Origin of the sequence: Mycobacterium simulans, assembly GCF_900232995.1 — a bacterium.
Classification (GTDB): Bacteria; Actinomycetota; Actinomycetes; order Mycobacteriales; family Mycobacteriaceae; genus Mycobacterium; species Mycobacterium simulans.
Genome location: NZ_OCVX01000003.1, coordinates 2,593,530 through 2,619,021 on the forward strand (window position 1 = coordinate 2,593,530; position 25,492 = coordinate 2,619,021).

Sequence of the window (25,492 nt, forward strand, 5' to 3'; positions counted from 1 at the left end):
TGCACCCTAGAATGGCGGCATCATGACCGCACCGGGGCCTGCTAGCCCAGATACCCCGATCGCGGGGCTCGTCGAATTGGCGTTGACCGCGCCGACATTCTCCCAACTCATCGAGCGCGCCTCCGATCGACCCGACGACTTGAGGCTCGTCGGCCCCGCCAGCTCGCGGCTGTTCGTCGCCAGTGCGCTGGCTCAGCAGGGCCCGTTGCTGGTGGTCACCCCCACGGGTCGCGAAGCCGACGACCTGACGGCTGAGCTGCGGGGTGTCTTTGGTGACGCGGTCGCGATGTTCCCGTCCTGGGAGACCTTGCCACACGAGCGGCTCTCGCCCGGTGTTGACACCGTCGGTAGCCGTCTAATTGTGCTGCGCCGGCTGGCCCATCCTGACGACGCGCGGCTGGGCCCGCCGTTGCGGGTGGTGGTGACCGCGGTGCGCTCACTGTTGCAACCGATGACGCCGCAGCTGGGACTGGTGGAACCGCTGACGCTCGCCGTTGGCGACGAAACGCCCTTCGAGGATGTGGTAACCCGGCTGGTCGAGTTGGCGTACACCCGTGTGGACATGGTCGGCCGGCGGGGCGAATTCGCCGTCCGGGGCGGGATTCTCGATATCTTCGCCCCGACCGCCGAGCATCCGGTGCGGGTCGAGTTCTGGGGTGACGAGATCACCGAGATACGGATGTTCTCGGTCGCCGATCAGCGCTCCATCGCGGAGATCGATGTCGACGCGCTGGTCGCGGTCGCGTGCCGCGAGCTGTTGCTTACCGACGACGTGCGGAAGCGCGCCGGTGCGTTGGCCGCGCAGTATCCCCCTGCCGAGAACGCTGTCACCGGCACAGTTACCGACATGCTCGCCAAGCTTGCCGAGGGGATTCCGGTCGACGGCATGGAGGCTTTGGTTTCGGTGCTGCATCCCCCGGAAAGAGGGGCTCACACGCTGCTGACCGACCAGCTGGCCGACGGCACACCGGTGTTGGTGTGCGATCCCGAAAAAGTACGTACTCGGGCCGCCGACCTGATCAAGACCGGCCGCGAGTTCCTGGAGGCGTCGTGGTCGGTGGCAGCGTTGGGGACTCTGGAAAATCAAGCTCCCATCGACATCGCGCAGCTCGGCGGATCCGGATTCGCCGAAGTCGACGAGGTTCAGGCCGCGGCCGGCCGGGCCGGTCATCCCTGGTGGACGTTGAGCCAGCTGTCCGACGAGTCGGCGCTCGAACTCGACATTCGGGCGGCGCCGTCGGCGCGCGGGCGGCAGAGCGCCTTCGGCGATGTTGAAGCCATCTTTGCGATGCTGCGGGCCCATGTCGCGACCGGCGGGTACGCCGCGATAGTCGCACCTGGCGCAGGGACTGCGCATCGAGTGGTCGAGCGGCTGGCCGAATCCGACACTCCGGCCGCGATGCTGGAACCCGGGGCGGCAGCCCAAGCAGGGCTCAAAAAAGGGATAGTGGGGGTGCTCAAGGGTCCGCTGCATGACGGCGTGATCGTTCCCGGCGCCAACCTGGTCGTAATCACCGAAACCGATCTGACCGGCAGCCGGGCCGCCGCGGCCGAAGGCAAGCGGCTTGCCGCCAAGCGGCGCAACACCGTCGATCCGCTGGCGCTCACCGCGGGTGACCTGGTGGTGCACGATCAGCACGGCATCGGGCGGTTCGTGGAGATGGTCGAACGCACAGTCGGCGGCGCGCGCCGCGAATACCTGGTGCTGGAATACGCATCGGCGAAAAGGGGCGGCGGTGAAAAAAACACAGACAAGCTGTATGTCCCGATGGATTCGCTGGATCAGCTGTCGCGCTATGTCGGCGGGCAGGCGCCCGCGCTGAGCCGGCTTGGCGGCAGCGACTGGGCCAACACCAAGACCAAGGCGCGCCGCGCGGTCAGGGAGATCGCCGGCGAGCTGGTGTCGCTGTACGCAAAGCGGCAGGCCAGCGCCGGCCACGCGTTCGGACCGGACACCCCGTGGCAGGCCGAGATGGAGGACGCGTTCGCCTTCACCGAGACCGTCGACCAGCTCACGGCGATCACCGAGGTCAAGGGCGACATGGAAAAGCCGGTGCCGATGGACAGGGTGATCTGCGGCGATGTCGGCTACGGCAAGACCGAGATCGCGGTGCGGGCGGCGTTCAAGGCGGTTCAGGACGGCAAACAGGTCGCGGTGCTGGTGCCCACCACGCTGTTGGCCGACCAGCATCTGCAGACGTTCAGCGGGCGGATGGCCGGCTTCCCCGTGGTCGTCAAGGGATTGTCGCGGTTTACCGACGCCGCCGAGTCCCGCGCGGTGATCGATGGGCTCGCCGACGGCTCGGTAGACGTCGTGATCGGGACGCATCGGCTGCTGCAGACCGGAGTGCGCTGGAAGGACCTAGGTCTGGTCGTGGTCGACGAGGAGCAGCGATTCGGCGTCGAACACAAGGAGCACATCAAGTCGCTGCGCACTCACGTCGACGTTCTGACCATGAGCGCCACCCCAATCCCGCGCACCTTGGAAATGAGCCTGGCGGGGATCCGCGAGATGTCGACGATCCTGACCCCGCCCGAAGAGCGCTACCCGGTGCTTACCTACGTCGGCCCGCACGACGACAAGCAGGTCGCGGCCGCATTGCGGCGCGAGCTGCTGCGCGAGGGGCAGGCCTTCTACGTGCATAACCGGGTCAGCTCCATCGACCGGGCCGCCGCCCGGGTGCGTGACCTGGTGCCCGAAGCGCGGGTGGTCGTCGCCCACGGGCAGATGCCCGAGGACCTGCTGGAACGCACCGTGCAGGGATTCTGGAACCGCGAGTACGACATCCTCGTCTGCACGACGATCGTGGAAACCGGCCTCGACATCTCCAACGCCAACACCCTCATCGTCGAGCGCGCCGATACCTTCGGCCTATCGCAGCTGCACCAGCTGCGCGGCCGGGTTGGCCGCAGCCGCGAGCGTGGCTACGCCTACTTCCTCTATCCACCGCACACGCCGCTGACCGAGACGGCCTACGACCGGTTGGCGACCATCGCGCAAAACAACGAGCTGGGTGCGGGCATGGCGGTGGCGCTGAAGGACCTGGAGATCCGCGGTGCCGGCAATGTGCTCGGCGTTGAGCAGTCCGGGCACGTCGCCGGGGTTGGATTCGACCTGTACGTGCGGTTGGTGGGCGAGGCGGTCGAGGCCTATCGCGCCGCCGCGGACGGCAAGATGGTGACCACTGCCGAGGAACCCAAGGACGTGCGGATCGATCTGCCCGTTGACGCACATCTGCCTCCGGACTACATCGCCAGCGATCGACTCCGGCTGGAGGGTTATCGGCGACTGGCGGCGGCCGGTTCGGATAGCGAGGTCGCGGCCGTTGTGGAAGAGCTGACCGACCGCTACGGCGCTCTGCCCGAGCCAGCCCGACGGCTGGTCGCGGTGGCGCGGCTACGGCTGCCGTGCCGCGACTCCGGCATCACCGAGGTGACGGCGTCGTCGGCGGCGACGGTGCGACTGTCGCCGCTGACGTTGCCCGACTCCGCCCAGGTGCGCCTGGCGCGGATGTATCCGGGAGCCAGCTACCGGGCGACGACGAACACGGTTCAGGTACCCATTCCGCGGGCCGGCGGGATTGGTGCGCCGCGGATCCGTGACGTCGAGTTGATCCAGATGGTGGCCGACTTGGTGACGGCACTGGCAGGGAAACCGCAGCAAGATGTTGGTATAACGAACCCATCCGGCGAACGTGAGGGCCGCGGCACGCCAGGTAAGGAGCGACAAGCGCGATGATTCGCGCCGGCGACGATGCAGAACGAAGTGATGAGAAGGAGCGGCGCTCATGATTGTCGTCCTGGTCGACCCCCGCCGCCCGTCGCTGATCCCTGTCGACGCCATCGAGTTGCTCAGCGGCCAGGTGCAATACACCGAGGAGATGCCGGTCGCCGTCCCCTGGTCACTGCCCGACGCCCATCCCGTGCATACCGGCGACGACGCCCCGGTGTTGCTGTCATCTGACCCCAACCACCCCGCCGTGGTCGCTCGCTTGGCCGCCGGAGCCCGGCTCATCTCGGCACCCGATCGACAGCGTGGTGAGCGACTGGTCGACGCCGTCGCGATGATGGACAAACTCCGCACCAACGGACCGTGGGAAAGTGAACAGACCCACGACTCGTTGCGCCGCTACCTGCTCGAGGAGACCTACGAACTGTTGGATGCGGTGCACAGCGGCAATGTTGAGCAGCTGCGCGAAGAACTCGGCGACGTACTGCTGCAGGTGCTCTTCCACGCGCGCATCGCCGAGGATGCTGCGCTGCTGCCGTTCACCATCGATGATGTTGCCGACACGCTGATCCGAAAGCTCGGCAATCGAGTACCGGGAGTGCTTGCGGGCGAATCGATTTCGTTAGAAGACCAGTTGGCTCAGTGGGAGGAAGCCAAGGCTTCGGAAAAGTCGCGGAAGTCACGTAACTCGGTGCTGGACGACGTTCCCACCGGGCAGCCGGCATTGGCCTTGGCGCAAAAGGTCATTCAGCGTGTCCAAAAGGCCGGGCTGCCCGCTGATCTGATCCCCGACGAGATCACCTCGATCTTGGTGTCGGCTGATGTGGATGCGGAAAACAATTTGCGCGCAGCAGTTTTGGACTTTGTGAACAACGTCCGCTGTGCCGAGAAAGCAATAGCCGGCGCGCGCCGTGGCGACACCGTTGCCGAGGAACTCGATGTAACTCCGTTGGGCGTCATTACCGAGGAGGAGTGGCTCGTCCACTGGCCGTCCGGTGCGGATCCGGCGCCGGTGGAAGAAGGATCCGTAGCAGCGGGCGACGCCGATGAGGTTCCCAAAGGGTCCCGCGGCGCCAAGAAGCGTAAGGGCCGGCGCTAAATCGCTGGCCCGTGATGTTTGCGACGAATCAGAGATTTTCCACAGCAAGCGATCATCGATAAGTTTGCGAAATACACGTTTGCCACCAACTAAACCGAAAATCGAGATTGCCAAATTCGCTGGTAGCTAATCATTCTTCAGCGGAGATCGGTGATATGGATGTGTGCTCAGTGACTGATGCGACGGGCGAGTCGGCAAACTCATGGGACGATGATCATGACCGAAGCAGGGATGAGGCCCCAACAGGGAGACCATAGGGAGAACTGTGTCGCCGAGACGCTGGTTGCGCGCGGCCGCCGTGATAGGGGCGACCGCGATGCTACTGGCGTCTAGTTGTACCTGGCAGCTCAGTCTCTTTATCCCGGAAGGCGTGCCGCCGCCGCCCGGCGACCCGGTGCCGCCGGTGGATACCCACGCCAGTGGGCGTCCCGCGGACCAGCTGCGTGAGTGGGCGGAGAAGCGCTCTGCGGCGTTGGAAATTCCGGTAATAGCGCTGGAGGCATACGCTTACGCCGCCCGCGTCGCCGAGGTCGAGAACCCGAAGTGCCACATCGCATGGACCACGCTGGCTGGCATCGGGCAGGTGGAGAGCCACCACGGCACGTACCGGGGGGCGACAATCGCGCCGAACGGAGATGTGACACCTCCCATTCGCGGTGTTCGCCTGGATGGCACCGGCGGCACCCTGCGGATCGTCGACAGCGACCAAGGTGGCATGGACGGCGACGCCGGAGTCGAGCGTGCGATGGGACCCATGCAGTTCATCTCCGAGACCTGGCGGCTGTACGGGGTCGATGCCAACAACGATGGCATCGCCAGCCCGGACAACATCGACGATGCCGCGTTGTCGGCGGCGGGTTACTTGTGTTGGCGCGGAAAAGATCTCGCGACACCCAGAGGGTGGATCACCGCATTGCGGGCCTACAACAACTCCGGTGTTTATGCGCGGGCGGTACGCGACTGGGCGACCGCTTACGCGGCGGGTCATCCGCTGTAGAAGGATAGAGCGCTGATCCGGGCTTTACGCTAAAGGTCGTCGGAGACCGCCAAGAGAGCCAGAACGCAAAGGAGAACCCAGTGCCGATTATCGAGCAGGTCGGGGCCCGCGAGATCCTCGATTCGCGCGGCAACCCCACGGTCGAGGTCGAGGTGGCGCTATCCGATGGAACATTCGCTCGCGCTGCGGTGCCTTCGGGCGCATCAACCGGCGAGCACGAGGCCGTCGAATTGCGCGATGGCGGCGACCGTTACGGCGGCAAGGGTGTACAGAAAGCCGTGCACGCTGTCCTTGATGAGATCGGCCCCGCTGTTATCGGGCTCAGCGCCGACGATCAGCGATTGGTCGACCAGGCGCTAGTAGACCTCGACGGCACCCCCGACAAGTCCCGGCTCGGCGGCAACGCGATCCTGGGTGTCTCGCTTGCAGTGGCCAAGGCGGCCGCGGATTCGGCCGAGCTGCCGCTGTTCCGCTATGTCGGCGGGCCCAACGCCCACATTCTGCCGGTGCCGATGATGAACATCCTCAACGGCGGCGCACACGCCGACACCGCGGTCGACATCCAGGAGTTCATGGTGGCGCCAATCGGCGCGCCCAGCTTTGGCGAGGCGCTGCGCTGGGGCGCCGAGGTGTACCACGCGCTCAAGTCGGTCCTGAAGAAGCAGGGTCTCTCCACGGGTCTGGGCGATGAAGGCGGCTTCGCCCCAGACGTGGCCGGCACCACCGCAGCGCTGGATCTGATCAGCCGGGCCATTGAGTCGGCGGGCTTCAAACCCGGGGTCGAGGTTGCGTTAGCCCTCGACGCGGCGGCCACCGAGTTCTACACCGATGGCACCGGTTACACCTTCGAGGGGGCGACCCGCACCGCCGAGGAAATGACTGAGTTCTACGCCGGACTGCTCGGTTCCTACCCGCTGGTGTCCATCGAAGACCCGCTGTCCGAAGACGATTGGGACGGCTGGGCGGCATTGACGGCAGGGATCGGTGACCGGGTGCAAATCGTCGGCGACGACATCTTCGTGACCAATCCCGAGCGCCTCGAGGAGGGGATCGAGCGCGGCGTCGCAAACGCGTTGCTGGTCAAGGTAAACCAGATCGGGACGCTGACCGAGACACTAGACGCGGTCGCGCTGGCTCACCACAGCGGATACCGCACAATGATGAGCCACCGCAGCGGCGAGACGGAGGACACCATCATCGCGGACCTGGCGGTGGCAGTGGGTAGCGGACAAATCAAGACGGGCGCACCCGCGCGCAGTGAACGTGTCGCCAAATACAACCAGTTGCTGCGCATCGAAGAGGTGCTGGGCGACGCGGCACGGTACGCCGGCGATCTGGCATTCCCGCGTTACGCGGTGGACTCAAAATAGGTTGAAATATATTGGCCGCCAAGCCCGATCCGAAGCGACGCTCTCCGGCCTCGCGCCCGGGGAAAGCCGGCGACTCGGGTCGGGGCCGTCGAATCGCCAAACCGTCTCCTGCGCCGCACGCGAACCGTAACACCACGCGCACGCTGCATGAGCATGTCGTCGAACCCATCAAGCGATCGTTCACCGAATCGGTCGAGCAGCGGTCTGACCAGCGGCTGGGGTTCACCGCTCGACGAGCCGCGGTCCTTGCCGCGGTTATCTGCGTGTTGACGCTGACCATCGCCGGGCCAGTACGTACCTACTTCGCGCAGCACACCGAAATGGAGCAGCTGTCAGCGACCGAAGCCGCGTTGCGCCGCCAAATCGCCGACCTTGAGCAGCGCAAGAGCCAGCTGGCCGACCCGGCATATGTTGCGGCCCAAGCCCGCGAGCGCCTCGGCTTCGTGAAGCCCGGAGATATACCGTTTCAGGTCCAGCTGCCGCCAACCGCGGCGGCGACCCCGGAGCCAGGTGCCGAATCGGCGACGCCTGCCAAGAATGAACCCTGGTATACCTCGCTGTGGCACACGATCGCCGACAAACCACACCTGCCACCAGCAGCGCCGCCGCCCGAACCGGATGCCGGCCCTTCCGGTCCGGTGCCGCCGGCCTCGCCCAACCCGACGGCGCCCGGTGGTTGATCCTGCCGACCTGGAAACGGTTGCGCGCCAGCTCGGCCGTGAGCCGCGCGGTGTGCTTGAGATCGCCTACCGGTGTCCCAACGGAGAACCCGGAGTGGTCAAGACGGCGCCGAAACTTCCTGACGGCACACCGTTTCCGACGTTGTACTACCTGACTCATCCGGTGTTGACCTCGGCCGCAAGCAGATTGGAGACGACCGGCCTGATGCGCGAGATGACCGAGCGGCTGCGCCGCGAGCCAGAGCTGGCCGCCGCGTACCGGGGAGCGCACGAGTCGTATCTGGCTGAGCGTGACGCAATCGAGCCGCTGGGGACTACAGTATCCGCCGGCGGCATGCCCGACCGGGTCAAGTGCCTGCACGTGCTGATCGCGCATTCACTGGCCAAAGGCCCCGGGGTGAACCCACTTGGCGACGAGGCGTTGGCGCTGTTGGCCGCCGAGCCGGAAATGGCCGCGACGTTGGTGGCTGACGAATGGGCGTAAGGCGGGTCGCCGCGATTGACTGCGGTACCAACTCGATTCGGTTGTTGATCGCCGATGCGGCAGGCGAGCAACTATGTGACGTGCATCGCGAAACTCGCATCGTGCGGCTGGGCCAGGGGGTCGACGCAACGGGTCAGTTCGCGCCCGAGGCGATTGCCCGAACCCGCGACGCATTGGCCGACTACACCGAGCTGCTGAAGGCTCACAGGGTCGAACGGGTGCGGATGGTGGCCACGTCGGCCGCCCGCGATGTCGGCAACCGCGATGTGTTCTTTGCGATGACGGCCGATGTGCTGGGCGCGGTGATCCCCGGCTCGGTGGCGGAGGTGATCAGCGGCGCTGAGGAGGCCGCGCTGTCCTTTCGCGGAGCAGTCAGCGAATTAGATAGTGCGCGTGGACCTTTCGTGGTTGTTGACTTGGGTGGTGGCTCGACCGAGATCGTGCTGGGCGGCAGGGAGGTAGTAGCCAGCTATTCGGCCGATATCGGCTGTGTCCGGTTGACCGAACGTTGTTTGCATTCCGACCCGCCGACACCGGGCGAAGTGGCGGCAGCGCGGCAGGTGGTCGGTGAGAAGCTCGAGGCCGCGCTGCGCGTGGTTCCCGTCGAGCGGGCCCGGACCTGGGTCGGGCTGGCGGGCACGATGACCACGCTGTCCGCGCTCGCCCACAATATGACGGTGTATAACGCTGCGGCCATTCATCTTTCGCGAGTCGCGGGCAGCGACCTGCTGGCGGTCTGCGACCGGCTGATCGGCATGACGCGTTCCGAGCGGGCCGCGTTGCCACCGATGCACGAGGGCCGGGCCGACGTGATTGGCGGCGGTGCGATCGTGGTCGAGGAATTGGCACGCGAGTTGTACACCCGGGCCGGAATCAACGAGCTGACCGTCAGCGAACACGACATCCTGGACGGGATCGTGCTGTCGATCGCCGATTGAGTCACATCCGCCGCACACGTGTCCGCCCGAGCAGAGACCAGTGTGGCTGATGTGATTCACGCCTCGAACCGGTAGCCCATACCTGACTCGGTCAACAGGTGCTTGGGGTGCGACGGGTCATCCTCGAGTTTGCGTCGCAGCTGCGCCAGATACACACGCAGGTAATGAGTTTCGGTGGCATAGGCTGGCCCCCAGACTTCCTTGAGCAGCTCCTCGCGGCCGACCAGCTTGCCCCGGTTGCGAACCAGCACCTCGAGCATGCCCCATTCGGTCGGGGTGAGATGCACCTCGGCACCATCTTTCGTGACCTTCTTGGCGGCCAGATCGACGGTGAACGAGGAGGTTTCGATAACCGGCTGGTCGAACTCGGAGGTTGCGGTGTTGCGGCGCACCGCGGCGCGCAGCCGGGCCAGGAACTCGTCCATACCAAACGGCTTTGTGACATAGTCGTCGGCACCCGCGTCCAGCGCCTGTACTTTGTCCGACGAATCGGTGCGTGCCGACAACACGATAACCGGCGCGGTCAGCCAGCCGCGCAAGCCGGCCAGGACGTCGATCCCCGATATGTCGGGCAGGCCGAGGTCGAGGATCACGACGTCGGGCGGGTGCTCGGCGGCGGCGCGTAGCGCGCCGGCACCGGTGGAGGCGGTGATGACTTCGTAGCCACGCACCGACAGGTTGATTCGTAGCGCACGCAGGATGTGCGGCTCGTCGTCGATCACCAAAACCCTGGTCATTCGCGCCGCTCCTCTCCCCCGCAAGCGGGTGGCGGTACCTCCAACTCGTGGGGTGCGGCGAGATCAACAACGACGGTAAGCCCGCCTCCCGGGGTATCGCCCGCGGCAATCGTGCCGCCCATTGCTTCGACGAAGCCGCGCGCCACCGACATTCCCAGGCCCACACCGGTGGTGTTGTCGTGATCGCCCAACCGTTGAAAGGCCTCAAACAGCTGATCTTCGGCGCCGTGCGGTATCCCGGGGCCCTCGTCGATGACGTTGATCAGCACGCGGTCGCCGACGCGTCCCGCGTTGACGCGGACCACGCAGTTGGGCGCGTATCGCAATGCATTGTCGATCAGGTTGGCGAGAACCCGTTCGAGCAACCCGGCGTCGGCCATCACCACCGCGTCACCGACGTCGACCTTGACGCGGTCGATCGCCGATCGGTAGAAGCCGGTGGCGCCCTTGCCAATGCTGACCAACGCGCGTTGCACCGTCTCCTCCAGGTACACCCGGCGCACGTCCGGGCGGATTACGCCAGCGGCCAGTCGCGACGAGTCGAGTAGGTTTCCGACTAGGGCGGTGAGCTGGTCGATGGACTCCTCGATGGTGGCCAGCAATTCGGCGGTGTCGTCGGGGGAGAAGTCGATGTCCTCGGCGCGCAAGCTGGACACCGCGACCTTGGCCGCTGCCAGCGGGGTCCGCAGGTCATGGCTGACCGCGGAGAGCAGCGAACGCCGCAGCTCGTCGGCGTGCAGGATCGCTTCGGCCCGGCTGGCCTCTTCGATGAGCTCTCGCTGTCTCACCAGACCTGCGGCTTGCTTCGCCACCGCACCGAGCACCCGGCGGTCACGCGCCGAAAGCTTCCTGCCAGCCAGCAGCATCCAGAACTCGTCGTCACCGACCTCGATAGCGGTGTCAGCGGAATCGACTGTGGTACAGGGATCTTTGCCGACTGACGCGATGACGTCCCCGCTGCCGGTGTGTTCACGCAGCATGCTGACCGCGCGCTGGGAGTACGTCTCGCGCACCCGCTCCAGCAGTGTCTCGAGGTCGGCTCCGCGCAGCACCGATCCCGCGAACAGCGTCAGCAGTTCGGCCTCCTGGGAGGCAAGCCTCGCTTCCCGGGCACGTTTGGCGGCGCCGTCGACAAGGACCGCGACCGCGACCGCGATCAGCAGCAGTACCAACTCGGTTACGGCGCTGCTGGGCTCGGCAATGGTGAAGCTGTGCCGCGGAGTTATCAGGAAATAGTTCAGCAGCACGCCGGACAGCAGCGCCGAAAGTGCTGCCGGGGCAACACCTCCGAGCAGGCCCACCAGCAGAACGCTGACAAAGAACAACGCGCTCTCGCCGCCGGTGTCCAGATAGGGGTCCAGCACGGTGACCGTGAGGGCGCACACGGCCGACGGAACCACAAAGGCCGCCAGCCACGACGCCACCCGTCGCTCGCGAGGCGAGAGGGGCGCCGCGCGAAGGCCACGTTTGGCTTCGTCGTGGGTGACGATGTGCACGTCGATCTTGCCGGAGCGCTCCACGATGGTCGAACCGATGCTCTCCTCGAAGATCCGAGCCCATCGAGACCGACGGGATGTCCCAATCACCAGCTGGGTGGCGTTGATCTCACGAGCGAAATCCAAAAGGGCGTCGGGTACGTCGTCACCGACGACGGTGTGCAGGGAAGCATCGAGGCTGCTCGCCAGCCCGCGAATCTTGCTCATGCGGGTCTCGGACAGACCGGCCAGTCCGTCACCGCGCAACACATGCACCACCATGAGTTCGGCGCTGGACTTCGACGCGATCCGCGATGCTCGTCGTATCAACGTCTCCGACTCCGGGCCACCGGTGACGGCCACCACGACACGCTCGCGGGCTTCCCACATGTCGGTGATCTTGTTCTCCGCGCGGTACTTGGCCAGGGCGGTGTCCACCTGGTCCGCCAGCCATAGCAGTGCTAATTCCCTTAGGGCGGTGAGGTTTCCGCGGCGGAAGTAGTTCGATAGCGCCGCGTCGATTCGTTCCGGCGCGTATACATTGCCGTGGGATAGCCTGCGTCGCAATGCTTCCGGCGTGATGTCGATGAGTTCAACCTGAGACGCCTGTCGCACGATCGAATCCGGTATGGTCTCTTGCTGTTCGATCCCGGTGATCTGAGCGACGACATCGTTGAGGCTCTCCAGGTGCTGGATATTGACGGTGGAGATCACCGTGATCCCCGCGTCGAGCAGCTCCTCGACGTCCTGCCACCGCTTGTGGTTCTTGCTGCCTGGAGTGTTGGTGTGGGCCAGCTCGTCGACCAGGACCACTTGTGGCTGACGTTCGAGGACGGCAGACACGTCGAGTTCGGGGAAGCTGCCGCCGCGATACTCGATGTAGCGCGGCGGCACGATCTCGATACCCTCAAGCAGCTCAGCGGTTTTCGCTCGTCCGTGGGATTCGACCACCGCGGCTACTACATCGGTGCCGCGTTCCAATCGCCGGTGCGCCTCGCCGAGCATTGCGTACGTCTTGCCGACCCCCGGAGCTGCACCGAGATAGATGCGCAGCTCGCCGTGCTTAGAGCGGTGGTCGATGGCATTCACGTCATCCATCATCCCTCCGATGGCGCTTGTTGTGATCGGGTAGGGTGTGGTCGAGTTTCGGATCAAGTTGCAGCACAGCTGCAGTTGTGCGGAAAGCCCGCGGCAGTCGTCGGCCCCAGTATCGAGTGCTTCGACTCTGTCAGAGGGGTCGCCCGAGCTGACCAAACCGCCACGGCTAGCCGTTAATCGGGTACTTGCGGTCCAACTCGAGGTTGACCTGCAAAACATTGACCCGCGCCTCGCCCATGAATCCGAGCACCCGTCCGTCCTGGCTTTCTCGGACTACAGCGCGCACCTGATCGGAGCTGATGCCGCGGGCTTTGGCGACCCGGGCGACCTGAAGGTCGGCGTAGGCCACGGAGATATGTGGGTCAAGGCCGCTGCCGCTGGCGGTGACCGCGTCGGCGGGCACCGCCGGGTTGGCGGGAGCAGCACCGCGGATCGGCACGATCTGGCCGCTCGAGTAGTCCTCGCCATATTTGGCGCACTCGACCCGCACGCCCCGGTAAGTGGTCAGGAACGGCACATTTCTCAGCTGGGGCGTCGTCTGGCATGGCTCGTTGACGCTGACCACCCGCGTGGGGTGGACGACGCTTCCGCGGGCGTCGCGCGGGCCAATTACCGACAGCACCGCGCCCACGCCGCCACCCGTGCAGAACGGACGCGACCCATCGACACCCTCCAGCCTGGCCACCGCGGCACTACGCGAGCACACCTCGGTCAGCAGGCTCGCCTTGAAGCCCGCGTCCGGCGCGGACTTGCCGGCCGCCAGTTGCGACGGATCGGCGGGGGTGTCGACGATGCTTTCCGGACCAAGGTTGCTCGCGCTCGTCGACAGCGGGTCGTAGCCGGCGCCGGCGGCCGACGGGCGGCTCTGGAAATACTGCGGCAGCGGGTTGCCGTCCTTATCGGTAAACAACTGACCGATCAGCCGGCTACCGACCGGCGTGCCGTTGACGGTGAGAAGTGACCCTTCGGCCTTGTCGTGCAGGCCCGGAACCTGGGCCACCAGCCAGATGAACAGCGGATAGGCGAGACCGGTGATCACGGTTAGCACTAGCAGCGCGCGGAAGGCCGCCCAGTGCATGCGGACGAAATTGGAGAACTTCATGTCAGGACATCCCGGGGACGAATTGGACGATGAGGTCGATCAGCTTGATCCCGACGAACGGGGCGACAATCCCGCCGAGACCGTAGATGCAGAGGTTGCGGCTCAACAGTTTTGAGGCGCTGCTCGGTGTGTAGCGCACGCCGCGCAGAGAGAGTGGAATCAGCGCGACGATGACGACCGCGTTGAAGATCACCGCCGACAGGATCGCCGACTGCGGGCTGTGCAGCCGCATGATGTTGATCAGATCCAGCCCGGGGAACAGTGCGACGAACATCGCCGGGATGATCGCGAAGTACTTGGCGATGTCGTTGGCGATCGAGAATGTGGTCAGCGCACCGCGGGTGATCAGCAGCTGCTTACCGATCTCGACGATTTCGATCAGCTTGGTCGGATCGGAGTCGAGGTCGACCATGTTTCCGGCCTCTTTGGCGGCCGACGTGCCCGTGTTCATCGCCACGCCCACATCGGCCTGAGCCAAGGCCGGCGCGTCGTTGGTGCCGTCGCCGGTCATCGCGACGAGTTTGCCGCCTTCCTGCTCACGCTTGATCAGCGCGAGCTTGTCCTCGGGCGTGGCTTCGGCGAGGAAGTCGTCGACACCGGCCTCGTCGGCAATCGCCTTGGCGGTCAACGGGTTATCGCCGGTAATCATTACGGTCCGAATGCCCATCCGCCGCATTTCGTCGAACCGCTCGCGCATGCCCTGTTTGACGACGTCCTTGAGGTGGATGACTCCGAGCACCCTTGCCTTTTGGCCGGCCTTGCCGACACCGCATTCTCCGACGACGAGTGGGGTGCCACCGCCGGCAGCGATGCCGTCGACGATCTCGCCGAGTTGGGTGGGAACCTTGCCGCCTTGGGCGCGAACCCATTCCGCGACCGAGCTGGCCGCGCCCTTGCGCAGCTGGTGCCCGTCGACCCCGTCGAGGTCAACTCCCGACATTCGCGTCGCCGCGGAAAACGAAACCCATTGGGCCTGTGCGAGTTCGCCCGATGTGCGGGCGCGCAGCCCAAAGTGCTGTTTGGCGAATACGACTACCGAGCGTCCTTCCGGTGTTTCGTCGGCGAGGCTGGACAACTGCGCGGCATCGGCCAGCTGCTCAGGGGAGACTCCGTCGAGGGGGATGAACGCGGCGGCCTGCCGGTTGCCCAGGGTGATGGTGCCCGTCTTGTCGAGCAGCAGCGTGTTCACGTCGCCGGCAGCCTCCCCCGCGCGCCCGGACATCGCGAGCACATTGCGCTGCACCAGCCGGTCCATCCCGGCGATACCGATTGCCGACAGGAGCGCGCCGATCGTCGTGGGGATCAGGCACACCAGCAGCGACACCATGACGATTCCGGTGACACCATTTGTGTTGAGCGCCTGGGTGTCTGGGACGCCCGGACTATTCATCTTGGAATAGATCGCAAGCGGTTGCAGGGTCGCGACGGCGAAGACGAAGATGATCGTCAACGCGGCCAGCAGGATGTTCAGCGCGATCTCGTTCGGTGTTTTCTGCCGATTGGCGCCTTCAACGAGAGCGATCATCCGATCGATGAAGCTTTCCCCCGGCTTCTGGGTGATTTGCACGACGATCCGGTCGCTCAGCACGGTGGTGCCGCCGGTGACCGCTGAGCGGTCACCACCGGACTCGCGGATCACCGGCGCAGACTCACCGGTGATCGCTGATTCATCCACTGAGGCAATGCCTTCCAGCACGTCGCCGTCACCCGGTATTACCTGTCCGGCCTCGACCACCACGATGTCGCCCCGCTGTAGCTGTGGAGCAGCGACTTGCTCCTCCACTGCCGATGCGCCGGGTTTCCAGTTCTTGAGGCGCCGTGCCGTGGTCTGGGTTTTCGCTTTGCGCAGCGTTTCGGCCTGGGCCTTGCCGCGTCCCTCGGCTACCGCTTCCGCGAGATTGGCGAACAGCACGGTTAGCCACAGCCAGACCACGATCAACCATGCGAACCACGTCGGGTTGATGATCGCCAACGCGGTGGCCCAGGCGGCGCCGATTTCGACGATGAACATCACCGGGCTGCGCCATAGCGTGCGCGGGTCGAGTTTGCGCAGCGCATGCGGTGTCGACTTCCACAGCATTTTCGGATCGAGCAGGCCGCCCTGTACCCGTTTCGTGCTTGCCAAACCCCTTGCCAAACCCCCGGAACTGTTGCGCCGCCTTTCCGCCGCGGAATCGATGGTGGTCGCGGTCATCAGTGGATTCCTTCGGCGAGAGGTCCGAGCGCGAGCATGGGCAGGAAGGTGAGAGCGACCAGAATCAGCGTGACGCCCGCGACCATGCCGACGAACTGTGGCCGATGGGTGGGCAGGGTGCCCACCGATTCCGGCGTTTGGCCCTGCTTGGCCAGTGACCCGGCCAGGGCAAGCACGAGGATGATTGGCAGGAATCGGCCGAAGACCATGGCCAGCCCGAGGGCGGTGTTGTACCAGTTGGTGTTCGCGCTGAGTCCGGCGAACGCCGACCCGTTGTTGTTGGCCGCGGAGGTGAACGCGTAGAGCACCTCGGATAGTCCGTGTGGACCGATGTTCAGCATCCCCGCGCGCTGTCCCGGCAGCGCCATCGCGATCGCGGTGCCGGTCAGCACGATCAACGGCGTGACTAGGAAATAGCTTGCGGCGAGCTTGATTTCGCGGGGATTGATCTTCTTGCCGAGGTATTCCGGAGTGCGTCCGACCATCAGTCCGGCGACGAAGACGGTGATCACCGCAAGGATCAGCATGCCGTACAGGCCAGAGCCGGTGCCGCCGGGAGCCACCTCGCCGAGCTGCATGTTGAACATCGGCATCATGCCGCCGAGGCTGGTGTAGGAGTCATGGAACGAGTTGACGGCACCGCATGAGGTCAGTGTGGTCGTCACGGCGAACACGGCCGAGTCGGCAACACCGAACCGCTGTTCGACGCCCTCCATCGCCCCGTTGACCGCGGTGGGTACGGTGCCGTGGTGCTGCAGCTGCATCCACATCGTCACGCTGAAGCTGATCAGTGCCAGCGTCGCCATGACAGATGCAATCGCATAGCCCTGCTTCTTGCTGCCCACCATGCGACCGAAAGTGCGGGGGAGCGAGAAGCCGATCACCGCGATCAGGAAGATCTCCAACCAGTTGGTCCACGTGGTCGGGTTCTCAAACGGGTGTGCGGAGTTCGCGTTGTAGAACCCGCCGCCGTTGGTGCCGAGTTCCTTGATCGCCTCCTGGCTGGCCACCGGACCGCCGGTGAGCGTCTGCCGCGTGCCGCCAAGCGTGGTGACCACCTGGTCGTGCAGGTGAAAGTTCTGGATGGCCCCTCCTGCGACCAGCAGGATCGCGCCGACGACGGCAATCGGCAACAGGATGCGCAGCGTGCCGCGAACAAGATCAACCCAGAAATTGCCCAGATTGGCGGTGCGTGTTCGGGCAAACCCGCGCACAAGCGCGACCGCCACCGCCATGCCGGCGGCCGCCGAAACGAAGTTCTGCACCGCCAGCCCGCCCATCTGCACCAGATGGCCCTGCGTTGATTCGCCGGGGTAGGCCTGCCAGTTGGTGTTGGTGACGAAGCTGACCGCGGTGTTCCATGCCAGCCCAGGGGTCATTTGCGTTGCGGGATCATGCAGATGCAACGGCAACTTGCCCTGCACAAGCTGGAACACGAACAGGAACAGTATGCCGATCGACGAGAACGCCAACAGGCTGCGGGCATAGGCGCCCCACGTCTGCTGCGAGCGCGCATCAACACCGATCAGCCGATAGATCACCGACTCAACACGCAAGTCTTTCTCCGACGTATAGACCCGATACATGTAGTCGCCGAGGGGGACATGCGCCACCACAAGTGCCGCAACGAGAACGGCGAGGAAGATGATCCCCGCTGTTGTTGTGCTCACTAGAACCTCTCTGGGAACAGCAGGGCGCCCGCGAGATACAGCGCGAGAACGATCGAAAGCGCCAAGCCAACGATGTTTTCGTAGTTCACAGCCGCTCGACCAACTTCTGTGTTAGGCCGAGCAGCGCGAACACGGCCACCGTCAGCGCGATGTATGCAATCACGCCCATCCTGTCTCCGTTCGGCAAGAGTTGTGTGCTTCGGTAACGGCCTTATCGAGGCAGCTGCAGCAAAATCCCTCGGAGGCCTAAGCCAGGTTGAACGTAGGCATGACCGGCAGGTCAGAGCCCTTGGTTGATGGTTTTCTAACGGCGTCACGTGGCACTTTTACGTTTTCTTAACGGGGTGCTGTGACGCCAAACACAGCATTTGCGACGGCGCGCGGTCCGTGCGGATCGTTTGATGAGCACGCTTCGTGTCGAGCGATTCGATTGCCGGACAATCGTTTTCTGAGGCCGGCGGGCTCGACCGCGGCGAGCGCTTGGTATCCGAGGAGCACACGGTGACATCGAGTTGTGAAGCCTTGGCGGCCCGTACCTACATGCGGTATGGCGCAGTCCTACGACTGGAGGATCCGTCGACAACCGCACGATCAACCGCCTGCTGGATTCCCCTTATCGCAAAGCCAGCTGACGATGGTGGGAAGGGGTAACTGTCCCCGATATTCCGTATCCATCGGTGATTAGGAGACAGTCACATGTCCCACCACATCTCCCACGAAGAGTTGTTTTGCGAGATCGAGACGACGTTCTCGGCCGCCGGTTTCACCTACGTCGCCGACGACTGCACCGAGTGACATTCATTGCCCATCGCGAGGCTAGTGGTTCAACGCGTTTCGACGACTTACGTGTCATCGAGCCGTCGGTAGCTGTCGAAGCGCTCGATCATGGCGTGCATGGAAGTAGTCCTAGGCCAAGGAATTTAGCGAAAATAACTGGCTCGGAACGGCATTCGAACGAACTTGCCATCCCGACCACCGCAAGACAGCCAGCGGGCGCACCGCCGCGACACCGCAGGGCCGAATGGCTAGACACCACCGGGCAATTGCCAACTTGGCTGCGCGGTGACAAGACGTCGGCCACAACGAGTGCGGGCGATCTCGCGCTGGTGACAGTTGCTGAGGATCCGGCGGGCATGCACAAGACGTCCTCGTTGCGCTCTACGTGGCGCCCGGCAACGCTGCTGGCGTGCGTGTTCGCCTCAATCATGGCCGGTTCCAGTCTGCCGACACCGATGTATGCGCTCTACGCCCAGCGCATGCACTTCGGTGCGCTCACCACCACAATTGTGTTCGCCGCCTTCATACCTGGCGTCCTATTCGGGCTGCTGGCATTCGGCCGCTGGTCCGACGCGGTGGGCCGGCGCCCAATGTTGCTAGCCGGTCTCGCCGGCGCACTCGCCAGTGCGCTGGTGTTCTTGACGGCCGGAACGGTTCTGCAACTGCTTGCGGGTCGCGCGCTTTCCGGGTTGTCCGTCGGTGTCGCAATAGGCGCTGCAACCGCGGCGGTGATCGAAGCCGTGCCCCCCAGCCGCCGGGCCCACGCCACGGCACTCGCAACCATTGCCAACTCAGGTGGAGTTGGCCTCGGGTCTGCGCTGACAGGTCTGCTGGTGCAGTACGCCCCGCACCCATTGCAATCGCCGTTGATCGTGCACGTGGTGCTGGTCGTAGTGGCCGGCGCCGGTGTGCTGGGCGCAGACGAGACCTCGACTCGCACCGCCGGCGTCGGTGTGCAGCGGCTATCGGTGCCCAAACCCGCGCGGCGCGCGTTCGTGACCGCGGCGACCACGGCGTTCGCCGGCTCCGCGGTAATGGGTACGTTCGGCGTGATCGGGCCGTGGTTTGTTTCCAACATCCACGGGGTCAGCAACCACGCGGTCGCTGGTGCGGTCGCCGGCGCGCCCTACGTAGCGTCTGCTGTCACTCAGGTGGTCGGACGACACCTGAACCCGCGACGCGCTGTGGCGTTGGGCTCTGCAGGCCTAGTGATCGGCACGGTGATTGTCGCGGTGTCGCTGTGGACCACATCAGTGGCGGCGCTGATCGTCGGCGGCGTGGTGGAAGGTGCCGGGCAGGGCGTTACTTTCAGTCGCGGCATGGCCGCCCTCGTTGATCGGACCCCAACCGATCGACGTGCCGAGATCAGCTCGACCTACTTCACGGTCGCGTACATCGGCATCGCGCTGCCGGTGATTGGCCAGGGTCTAGCCGCTCAGGCATGCGGGCTACGTACGGCCGGCGTCACTTTCGCACTGGCGGCGGCGGCATTGGCGGCCGTGTGCGTGGCCTCAGTCTTGATACAGGATGCGCGTCACTGACGCGATCACGTTCGTGACCACCCACCCAAACCACCACTGCCTGTAGCCGCACGGTCGAGGCGAAGATTCTGCAGTTCGCGCTCTTAGGCAGGCTCGGAGTCCGGCTGGTCGATCATCGGCAACCGCACCCGAAAGACGGTGCGGCCGTTGGCGGATTCGGCGGTGACCGAACCGTGATGGGCCTTGACGATCGAGTTGACGATCGCCAGGCCCAATCCGTGACCGGATCCGTTCGATCGTGCCTTGTCAGCCCGAACGAACCGTTCGAACAGGCGAGGCAGAACATCCGGGTCGATGCCCGGTCCATCGTTGGTAACCGTCAATTCGGCGTACGGCGTCTTGGGGTTGAGGCGGTTGCAGGTGATCCCAGTGGTCACCGTGACGTTAGGCGGAGTATGTACCCATGCGTTGGTGAGCAGATTACTGACGAGTTGATGCAGCCGGGCGTGGTCCCCGTTGACCCACACCGGCCCTTCGGGAAGGTCTTTGACCCAACGGTGAGTGGGCGCCGCCACCGCGGCGTCATTGACCGCATTGATGACCAGATCGGTTAGGTCGAGGTCTTCGGCTTGTAGATCCTCGCCCTCGCCCAGGCGCGAAAGCAGCAGCAGCTCATCGACCAGTGACGCCATCCGCCGAGCTTCTGACTCGATGCGGGCCAGCGCGTATTCGGTAGTAGGGGGCAGGGCCGAACTGTCTTGACGAGTCAGTTCGGCATACCCCTGGATGGCCGCGAGCGGAGTCCGCAGCTCGTGGCTGGCGTCGGTGATGAATTGCCGCATCCGCAAGTCGGATTCGACGCGATGCGCCAGCGCGCTGTCCACGTTGTCCAACAATCGATTCAGCGTGTGCCCAACGATTCCGACTTCGTTATCGGGGTCGGTATCCTCGGGCCGGACTCGCACGCTGATCTGGTGGTCGTCGCCGACGAGCGGCATCGCGGCCACCTCTGCAGCGGTCGCCGCAACCCGGCGCAGTGGGCGAAGGGCAAACCCCACCACCCACACCGTGAGCGCCGCCGTGATCACCAGCGCGGTCGCGACAAGCACGAGGGTGGCGATCTGCTTTCCCGAGATGATCTTGTCGGCGATGCCGAGCGAAACGCCGACGACTAAGCGGTCGGATCCGGCGGCACGGCTGTCAACCTGGTAGGAACCCAGGCTGCCCAGCGTTTCGACTCGGGATGGACTGTCGGTCCAGGACTGCGCTTCGATGGCGCTGATGACGTCGGGTGGTGCCGGTCGCGGTTCGTCCTCGGAGAAGACTGCCGAGGCGATTACGTGACCGTCGCGAAGCACCGCGATGAGGTTTCCCGGGGTTTGTCCGGTGAACTCCAGCAGCGCCTGGGATACCGGCGGATTGTCGGTGTGCACCGAAGTGTGTTCGCCGTTGCGGTATCTGGCGTAGGCATGACTGACCGCATGCATGGATTCCGCTACTTCGGCGTCGTTCATCGCGGTGACGTAGTCGCGCAGGCTCAGCACCGACACGGCACCGACGGCCACCAGCACCACGGTCACGACCGCCAATACGCCCAAAAGCAATTGCCGACGTAACGAGCGGGGGAACCACCGCGGAGTGTTTCGGTGCCCCGTCATTTCGGGCTCATTCCGGTGGTCGCAGCATGTATCCAATCCCGCGGACCGTATGAATCATCGGTTCACGGTCGGCGTCGATTTTCTTCCTCAGATAGGAGATGTACAAGTCGACGATGCTCGTGCGTCCGGCGAAGTCGTAGTTCCAGACCCGGTCGAGGATTTCGGTGCGGCTCAGGGCACGACGCGGATTCCGCATCAGAAAGCGAAGCAACTCGAATTCGGTTGAGGAGAGCGACAGCGGCGTGCCGCCACGAGTGACTTCTCGGCTGGCCGCGTCGAGCTTGAGGTCTCCGACCTTGAGAGCCTCATCGGCGGGTGGGGCCAGGTGGCTGGAACGGCGCAGCAACCCGCGTAACCGTGCGACCAATTCCTCCAGGCTGAACGGCTTTGTCATGTAGTCGTCGGCGCCCGCGGTCAGCCCGGTGACCCGGTCCATCACCGAATCGCGTGCGGTGAGAAACAGCGTGGGTGTATAGGCGTCGGATTCACGAACTCGCTGCAGAATTTGCAGCCCGTCCACGTCGGGAAGCATGATGTCGAGCACCAACACGTCAGGGCCGATGCTGTCGAACTTGGTGATGGCCTCCCGCCCGTTGTGGGCGATCTCGACGTCCCAGCCCTCGTAATGCAGTGCCATCTTGACCAGATTGGTCAGCGCGGGCTCGTCGTCGACCAGCAGCACGCGGATCGGCGAACCATCGGCGCGGTTAATTCGGGGCAGCTGCCCCAGGATGGCTTGACGCGGACGTTGACTGCGCGCATAACCCGACATTGCCGTCATGTTGCTGTCATTCTTCCAACCACACATGCGGTTGTCATCGCGTTCATAGGAATCTCAAATGTGATCGTGGTGACAGCCCTCGGAGGTCTGCTTGCGCAAATGTGCGATTGATGTGGGTTACATCGGAGAATTTGGTGTGGATTCAACTGCCAAATATACTGCTATGCACAGCGTTGGGTTGCAGAGAGCCGAGCAATTTCGAGGGGTGGGTTCTTTGAATCAGCGGGCTCGCGTCAAGAGCTGAGGCCGCTTAGTAAACAAGGTGGCCGCACACCATCAGGGTGTGCGGCCACCTTGTTGAAAGCGGTGGATCAGGCCCAGCTGGACCCGACGGCGCTGTCGGTTTGGGCCATGTTGCTACCGGCGCTCTGCACCTTCTGGCCGTGAGCGTTGGCCTGCTCGTAGATCACCTGGAAGTTGCGACCCAGCTGGGTGATGAACTCCTGGCAGGCCACCGAACCGGCGCCGCCCCAGAAGTCCCCGGCAGCCAGCACATCGCGAACGATGGCCTGGTGCTCGGCCTCGAGGTTTGCGGCCTGTGCGCGGATGAGGGCGCCGTGGGCGTCGACATCGCCGAACTGGTAATTGATGGTCATTTGTTTTGTCCTCCTGATTTGAAGTCGTTGGGCAGCAGGTTTTGGTGTTAGCTGCTGAGGATCTGCTGGGAGGCCTGCTCTTGCTGCTCGTAGTTGTTCGCGTCACGAACGAGTCCGTCGCGCACCCCGTGCAGCATGTTCACGATGTTGCGGAAAGCGGTGTTCATCTGACCCATGGTGTCCAGCGAGGTCGCCTCGGCGAGGCCGCTCCAGCCGGCACCGGAGATGTTCTGCGAGGACGCCCACATCCGACGGGCCTCGTCCTCGACGGTCTGGGCGTGCATTTCGAAGCGACCGGCCATGTCCCGCATTGCGTGCGGGTCGGTCATAAAGCGTGAGGTCATACTCGGTATCTCCTTGTCTCGAAGTCTGTTGTTGTAGGAGTTCTGGCAGTTGTATCAATACGGCGTTAGCCGTATGGCCGATAGATTACGACGTAGCGGTAAATTCGTGGCCTCAAACGAGTGACATGTCCTCCCTTTTTCTCCGATCACACGACGACCTGTTTGGGCATGACAATGGGCTTGAAGCCATACCGTGGGCCGGCATATGCCCCAGCACCCTTGGCGGCCGCGGCCATGCCCGGCACTCCGGCCATCCCGGTGACCGGTGCGGCTTCCTCGGGGACGGTCCAGCCGCTGCCCGCCAACGCGGTGCCCACGTCCGCCGCCACAGGCGCGGCGCCAGCCCAGCTCGCCGGTACCGAGAGGCTGCCGACCAGGGATGCCTCGCCCAGAGCGGCGCCGACGCCCGCGCTTACTCCTGCTGGTGCCACCTCGCCGGCCAGCCCCGCTACCGCGCCTCCCGCCGCTGCGGCCGCACCGGCTGCGCCCTCGGCAATTTCGGCCTCTAGCGGTGCCGTGCCGGCAAGGGTGTTTCCGAGGAAGATCGCGGTGGGGATCGCGGCCATCACATACCAAGCGGACGTGTTGATGGCGCCGTTGATGGTATTTGCAACGACCGGAATGGCGAGGAAGGCGTCTATGTCCGCAATAATTCCGGACAACCCAGTCGCGTCGAGAACCGACTGGGCCGGGGAGGCCAGCGATGCCACCGCCGTGGGCAAGGCGCTGATCAGATCATTGATCGACTGCGTGGCGGGGGACGCCGCGGCAGCCGCGCCGACCGCAGCGGCCTGGGCCGCGGCGCCACCAGGGTTGGTGGATTGCGACGGCGGGGTCAACGGTGTCAACATCCCGGCAACTCCTGAGGCGGCCGCGTAGGTGTACATGGCCAACGCGTCCTGAGCCCACATCTCCATGTAGAGGGCTTCGGTAGCCAGGATCGCCGGAGTGTTGATGCCAAGGAAGTTGGTTGCCACCAGTGCCGCCAGCTGAGCCCTGTTGGCCGCGATCACCGGCGGGGGCACGGTCGCGGCGAACGCCGCCTCGTATGCGGCCGCAGATGCCATGGCCTGCACGCCGGCCTGCTCCGCAGCTGCGCCGGTGTAGGTCAACCAGGCTATGTATGGCTGGGCTGCTGCGGCCGCCGAGAGCGACGCCGGACCCAGCCACAGCTGGCCGGTCAGCTCTGACATCACCGTCTCGAAGGAGGTCGCGGTCGAGTTCAGCTCGACGGCCAGACCGTTCCAGGCCGCTGCGGCGGACAGCAGCGGTCCTGCACCCGCACCGGAGTACATGAGTGCGGAGTTAACCTCAGGGGGCAAGGCTGCGAAATCCATGTTTTCCTATCCTTTTGAGCTCAATTGGGCTTATTGACCGTGTGCAACCGCGTCAGCGCCGGGTGCCTATACGCTCACCGGCTTCGGCATGACGATGGGCTTGACGCCGTAGCGCGGCGCACCGAAGCCGGCGCTGTTGCGTGCGGCCGACGCCAACCCCGGCGCGCCATAGAAGCCGCCCGGCGCGGCCGCTGCCGGCGCGGCGGTGGTCCAACCGGCGCCGGAGAGCGTGCCGGCAGTCGTGCTCGACACCAGGGTGGCCGACCCAGCCCAGCTGGGCGGCACCGACAACGCGCCGATTGATGCCGCTTCGCCAATACCGCCCACGACCGCACCCCCGCCGAGGGCCGCCTCCGCGCCGAGGGCCGCCTCCGCGGCTCCAAGTTCTCCCAGGGCGGCTGTCCCACCCAACTCGGCGGCACCCTCGGCTGCCTCCTCGGCGGGCAGTAGGCCACCGCCGGCCAGGCCGATGAGGGTAGATGTAGCGGAGGCATAATTGCCGATGCCGATGTTGGCGATGTTGGCGATGCCGCCGGAGAACTCGTCGGGGATGGCCCCGTTCGTCGCTTGCATGATGCTCGAGATATCCCCCGAGATTCCGTCGAAGGGCGAAACGGCCGCGGCTTGGTTGATGGACTCGGTTGCGTCGTAGGTACCGGCGCTGATCCCCAAGGTGTTCACAAACTGGTCGTGAATGGCCGTTGCTTCGGCGCTGAACTGCTGATACAAGGTGCCGTAGGCGGTGAAGAGTGACGCCTGCAGCGCCGACACCATGTCAGAGGCTGCGGGAACGATGGCCGTGGTCGGGGCTGCGGCGGCCGCATTCTGTGCGGCCATCGAGGTGCCGATGGCACCCAGCTGAGTAGCCGCAGCTGTCAACTCTTCAGGCAATATCTGCAGGAATGACATTCATTGCTCCTTGTGTGTGAAGACATGCCGACCGT

Annotated in this window: 20 protein-coding genes; 8 read left to right on the top strand and 12 right to left on the bottom strand. The window is 64.8% G+C overall.

The features are described from left to right. Positions 1–22: 22 nt before the first annotated feature. From mfd to MSIMFI_RS12615, 7 genes are all read left to right on the top strand, one after another. Positions 23–3,739, top strand: coding sequence for a transcription-repair coupling factor (mfd, locus tag MSIMFI_RS12585; protein ID WP_191497454.1), 3,717 nt, complete (start codon positions 23–25; stop codon positions 3,737–3,739). 49 nt (positions 3,740–3,788) lie between these two features. Continuing rightward, a complete protein-coding gene (locus MSIMFI_RS12590) occupies positions 3,789–4,829 on the top strand; it encodes a nucleoside triphosphate pyrophosphohydrolase (protein WP_191497455.1) in 1,041 nt (346 codons plus the stop codon). 265 nt (positions 4,830–5,094) lie between these two features. Further along, on the top strand, positions 5,095–5,826 hold the full coding sequence (locus tag MSIMFI_RS12595; RefSeq protein ID WP_191497456.1) for a lytic transglycosylase domain-containing protein: 732 nt from the start codon (positions 5,095–5,097) through the stop codon (positions 5,824–5,826). A gap of 80 nt (positions 5,827–5,906) precedes the next feature. Next, positions 5,907–7,196: a phosphopyruvate hydratase gene (eno, locus tag MSIMFI_RS12600; protein ID WP_191497457.1), complete on the top strand. Its 1,290-nt coding sequence runs from the start codon at positions 5,907–5,909 to the stop codon at positions 7,194–7,196. Between the two features lie 11 nt (positions 7,197–7,207). Then, positions 7,208–7,876: an FtsB family cell division protein gene (locus tag MSIMFI_RS12605; protein WP_191497458.1), complete on the top strand. Its 669-nt coding sequence runs from the start codon at positions 7,208–7,210 to the stop codon at positions 7,874–7,876. Continuing rightward, complete coding sequence (locus tag MSIMFI_RS12610) at positions 7,869–8,360, top strand: DUF501 domain-containing protein (RefSeq protein ID WP_186244337.1); 492 nt, start codon at positions 7,869–7,871, stop codon at positions 8,358–8,360. The genes MSIMFI_RS12605 and MSIMFI_RS12610 overlap by 8 nt, the downstream gene beginning before the upstream one ends. Continuing rightward, a complete protein-coding gene (locus MSIMFI_RS12615; RefSeq protein WP_191497459.1) occupies positions 8,351–9,298 on the top strand; it encodes a Ppx/GppA phosphatase family protein in 948 nt (315 codons plus the stop codon). Before MSIMFI_RS12610 ends, MSIMFI_RS12615 begins: the two co-directional genes overlap by 10 nt. 56 nt (positions 9,299–9,354) lie before the next feature. Here the strand turns inward: MSIMFI_RS12615 and MSIMFI_RS12620 are convergent, their stop codons facing one another. The 6 genes from MSIMFI_RS12620 to MSIMFI_RS12645 all read right to left on the bottom strand — a co-directional run bounded on the left by MSIMFI_RS12620 (position 9,355) and on the right by MSIMFI_RS12645 (position 17,761). Continuing rightward, positions 9,355–10,035, bottom strand: coding sequence for a response regulator (locus MSIMFI_RS12620; RefSeq protein WP_191497460.1), 681 nt, complete (start codon positions 10,033–10,035; stop codon positions 9,355–9,357). After that, complete coding sequence (locus tag MSIMFI_RS12625; protein WP_191497461.1) at positions 10,032–12,611, bottom strand: sensor histidine kinase; 2,580 nt, start codon at positions 12,609–12,611, stop codon at positions 10,032–10,034. Before MSIMFI_RS12625 ends, MSIMFI_RS12620 begins: the two co-directional genes overlap by 4 nt. 163 nt (positions 12,612–12,774) lie before the next feature. Continuing rightward, on the bottom strand, positions 12,775–13,710 hold the full coding sequence (locus MSIMFI_RS12630) for a potassium-transporting ATPase subunit C (protein WP_191497462.1): 936 nt from the start codon (positions 13,708–13,710) through the stop codon (positions 12,775–12,777). 1 nt (position 13,711) lies between these two features. Beyond that, entirely contained in the window at positions 13,712–15,904 is a 2,193-nt protein-coding gene (gene kdpB, locus MSIMFI_RS12635) for a potassium-transporting ATPase subunit KdpB (RefSeq protein WP_191497463.1), read from the bottom strand. Continuing rightward, positions 15,904–17,574, bottom strand: a complete 1,671-nt coding sequence (gene kdpA / locus MSIMFI_RS12640; RefSeq protein WP_191497464.1) for a potassium-transporting ATPase subunit KdpA — start codon at positions 17,572–17,574, stop codon at positions 15,904–15,906. Before kdpA ends, kdpB begins: the two co-directional genes overlap by 1 nt. 85 nt (positions 17,575–17,659) lie before the next feature. Further along, positions 17,660–17,761 carry a potassium ABC transporter ATPase gene (locus MSIMFI_RS12645; protein WP_224770170.1) on the bottom strand — a complete coding sequence of 34 codons (102 nt, stop codon included), beginning with the start codon at positions 17,759–17,761 and terminating at the stop codon, positions 17,660–17,662. Between the two features lie 856 nt (positions 17,762–18,617). Between MSIMFI_RS12645 and MSIMFI_RS12650 the strand changes: the two genes are divergently transcribed. After that, entirely contained in the window at positions 18,618–19,892 is a 1,275-nt protein-coding gene (locus MSIMFI_RS12650; RefSeq protein WP_224770171.1) for an MFS transporter, read from the top strand. A gap of 83 nt (positions 19,893–19,975) precedes the next feature. Here the strand turns inward: MSIMFI_RS12650 and MSIMFI_RS12655 are convergent, their stop codons facing one another. The 6 genes from MSIMFI_RS12655 to MSIMFI_RS12680 all read right to left on the bottom strand — a co-directional run bounded on the left by MSIMFI_RS12655 (position 19,976) and on the right by MSIMFI_RS12680 (position 25,457). Further along, on the bottom strand, positions 19,976–21,490 hold the full coding sequence (locus tag MSIMFI_RS12655) for a sensor histidine kinase (RefSeq protein WP_191497465.1): 1,515 nt from the start codon (positions 21,488–21,490) through the stop codon (positions 19,976–19,978). Positions 21,491–21,497: 7 nt separating this feature from the next. After that, entirely contained in the window at positions 21,498–22,271 is a 774-nt protein-coding gene (locus tag MSIMFI_RS12660) for a response regulator transcription factor (protein WP_191497466.1), read from the bottom strand. A 311-nt stretch (positions 22,272–22,582) separates the two neighbouring features. Next, a complete protein-coding gene (locus MSIMFI_RS12665; protein ID WP_083111340.1) occupies positions 22,583–22,867 on the bottom strand; it encodes a WXG100 family type VII secretion target in 285 nt (94 codons plus the stop codon). Between the two features lie 47 nt (positions 22,868–22,914). After that, on the bottom strand, positions 22,915–23,211 hold the full coding sequence (esxW, locus tag MSIMFI_RS12670; RefSeq protein ID WP_085253389.1) for a type VII secretion system protein EsxW: 297 nt from the start codon (positions 23,209–23,211) through the stop codon (positions 22,915–22,917). Between the two features lie 146 nt (positions 23,212–23,357). Continuing rightward, a complete protein-coding gene (locus MSIMFI_RS12675) occupies positions 23,358–24,548 on the bottom strand; it encodes a PPE family protein (RefSeq protein WP_186244325.1) in 1,191 nt (396 codons plus the stop codon). Between the two features lie 66 nt (positions 24,549–24,614). Further along, positions 24,615–25,457 carry a PPE family protein, SVP subgroup gene (locus MSIMFI_RS12680; RefSeq protein WP_191497467.1) on the bottom strand — a complete coding sequence of 281 codons (843 nt, stop codon included), beginning with the start codon at positions 25,455–25,457 and terminating at the stop codon, positions 24,615–24,617. Positions 25,458–25,492 lie beyond the last annotated feature (35 nt).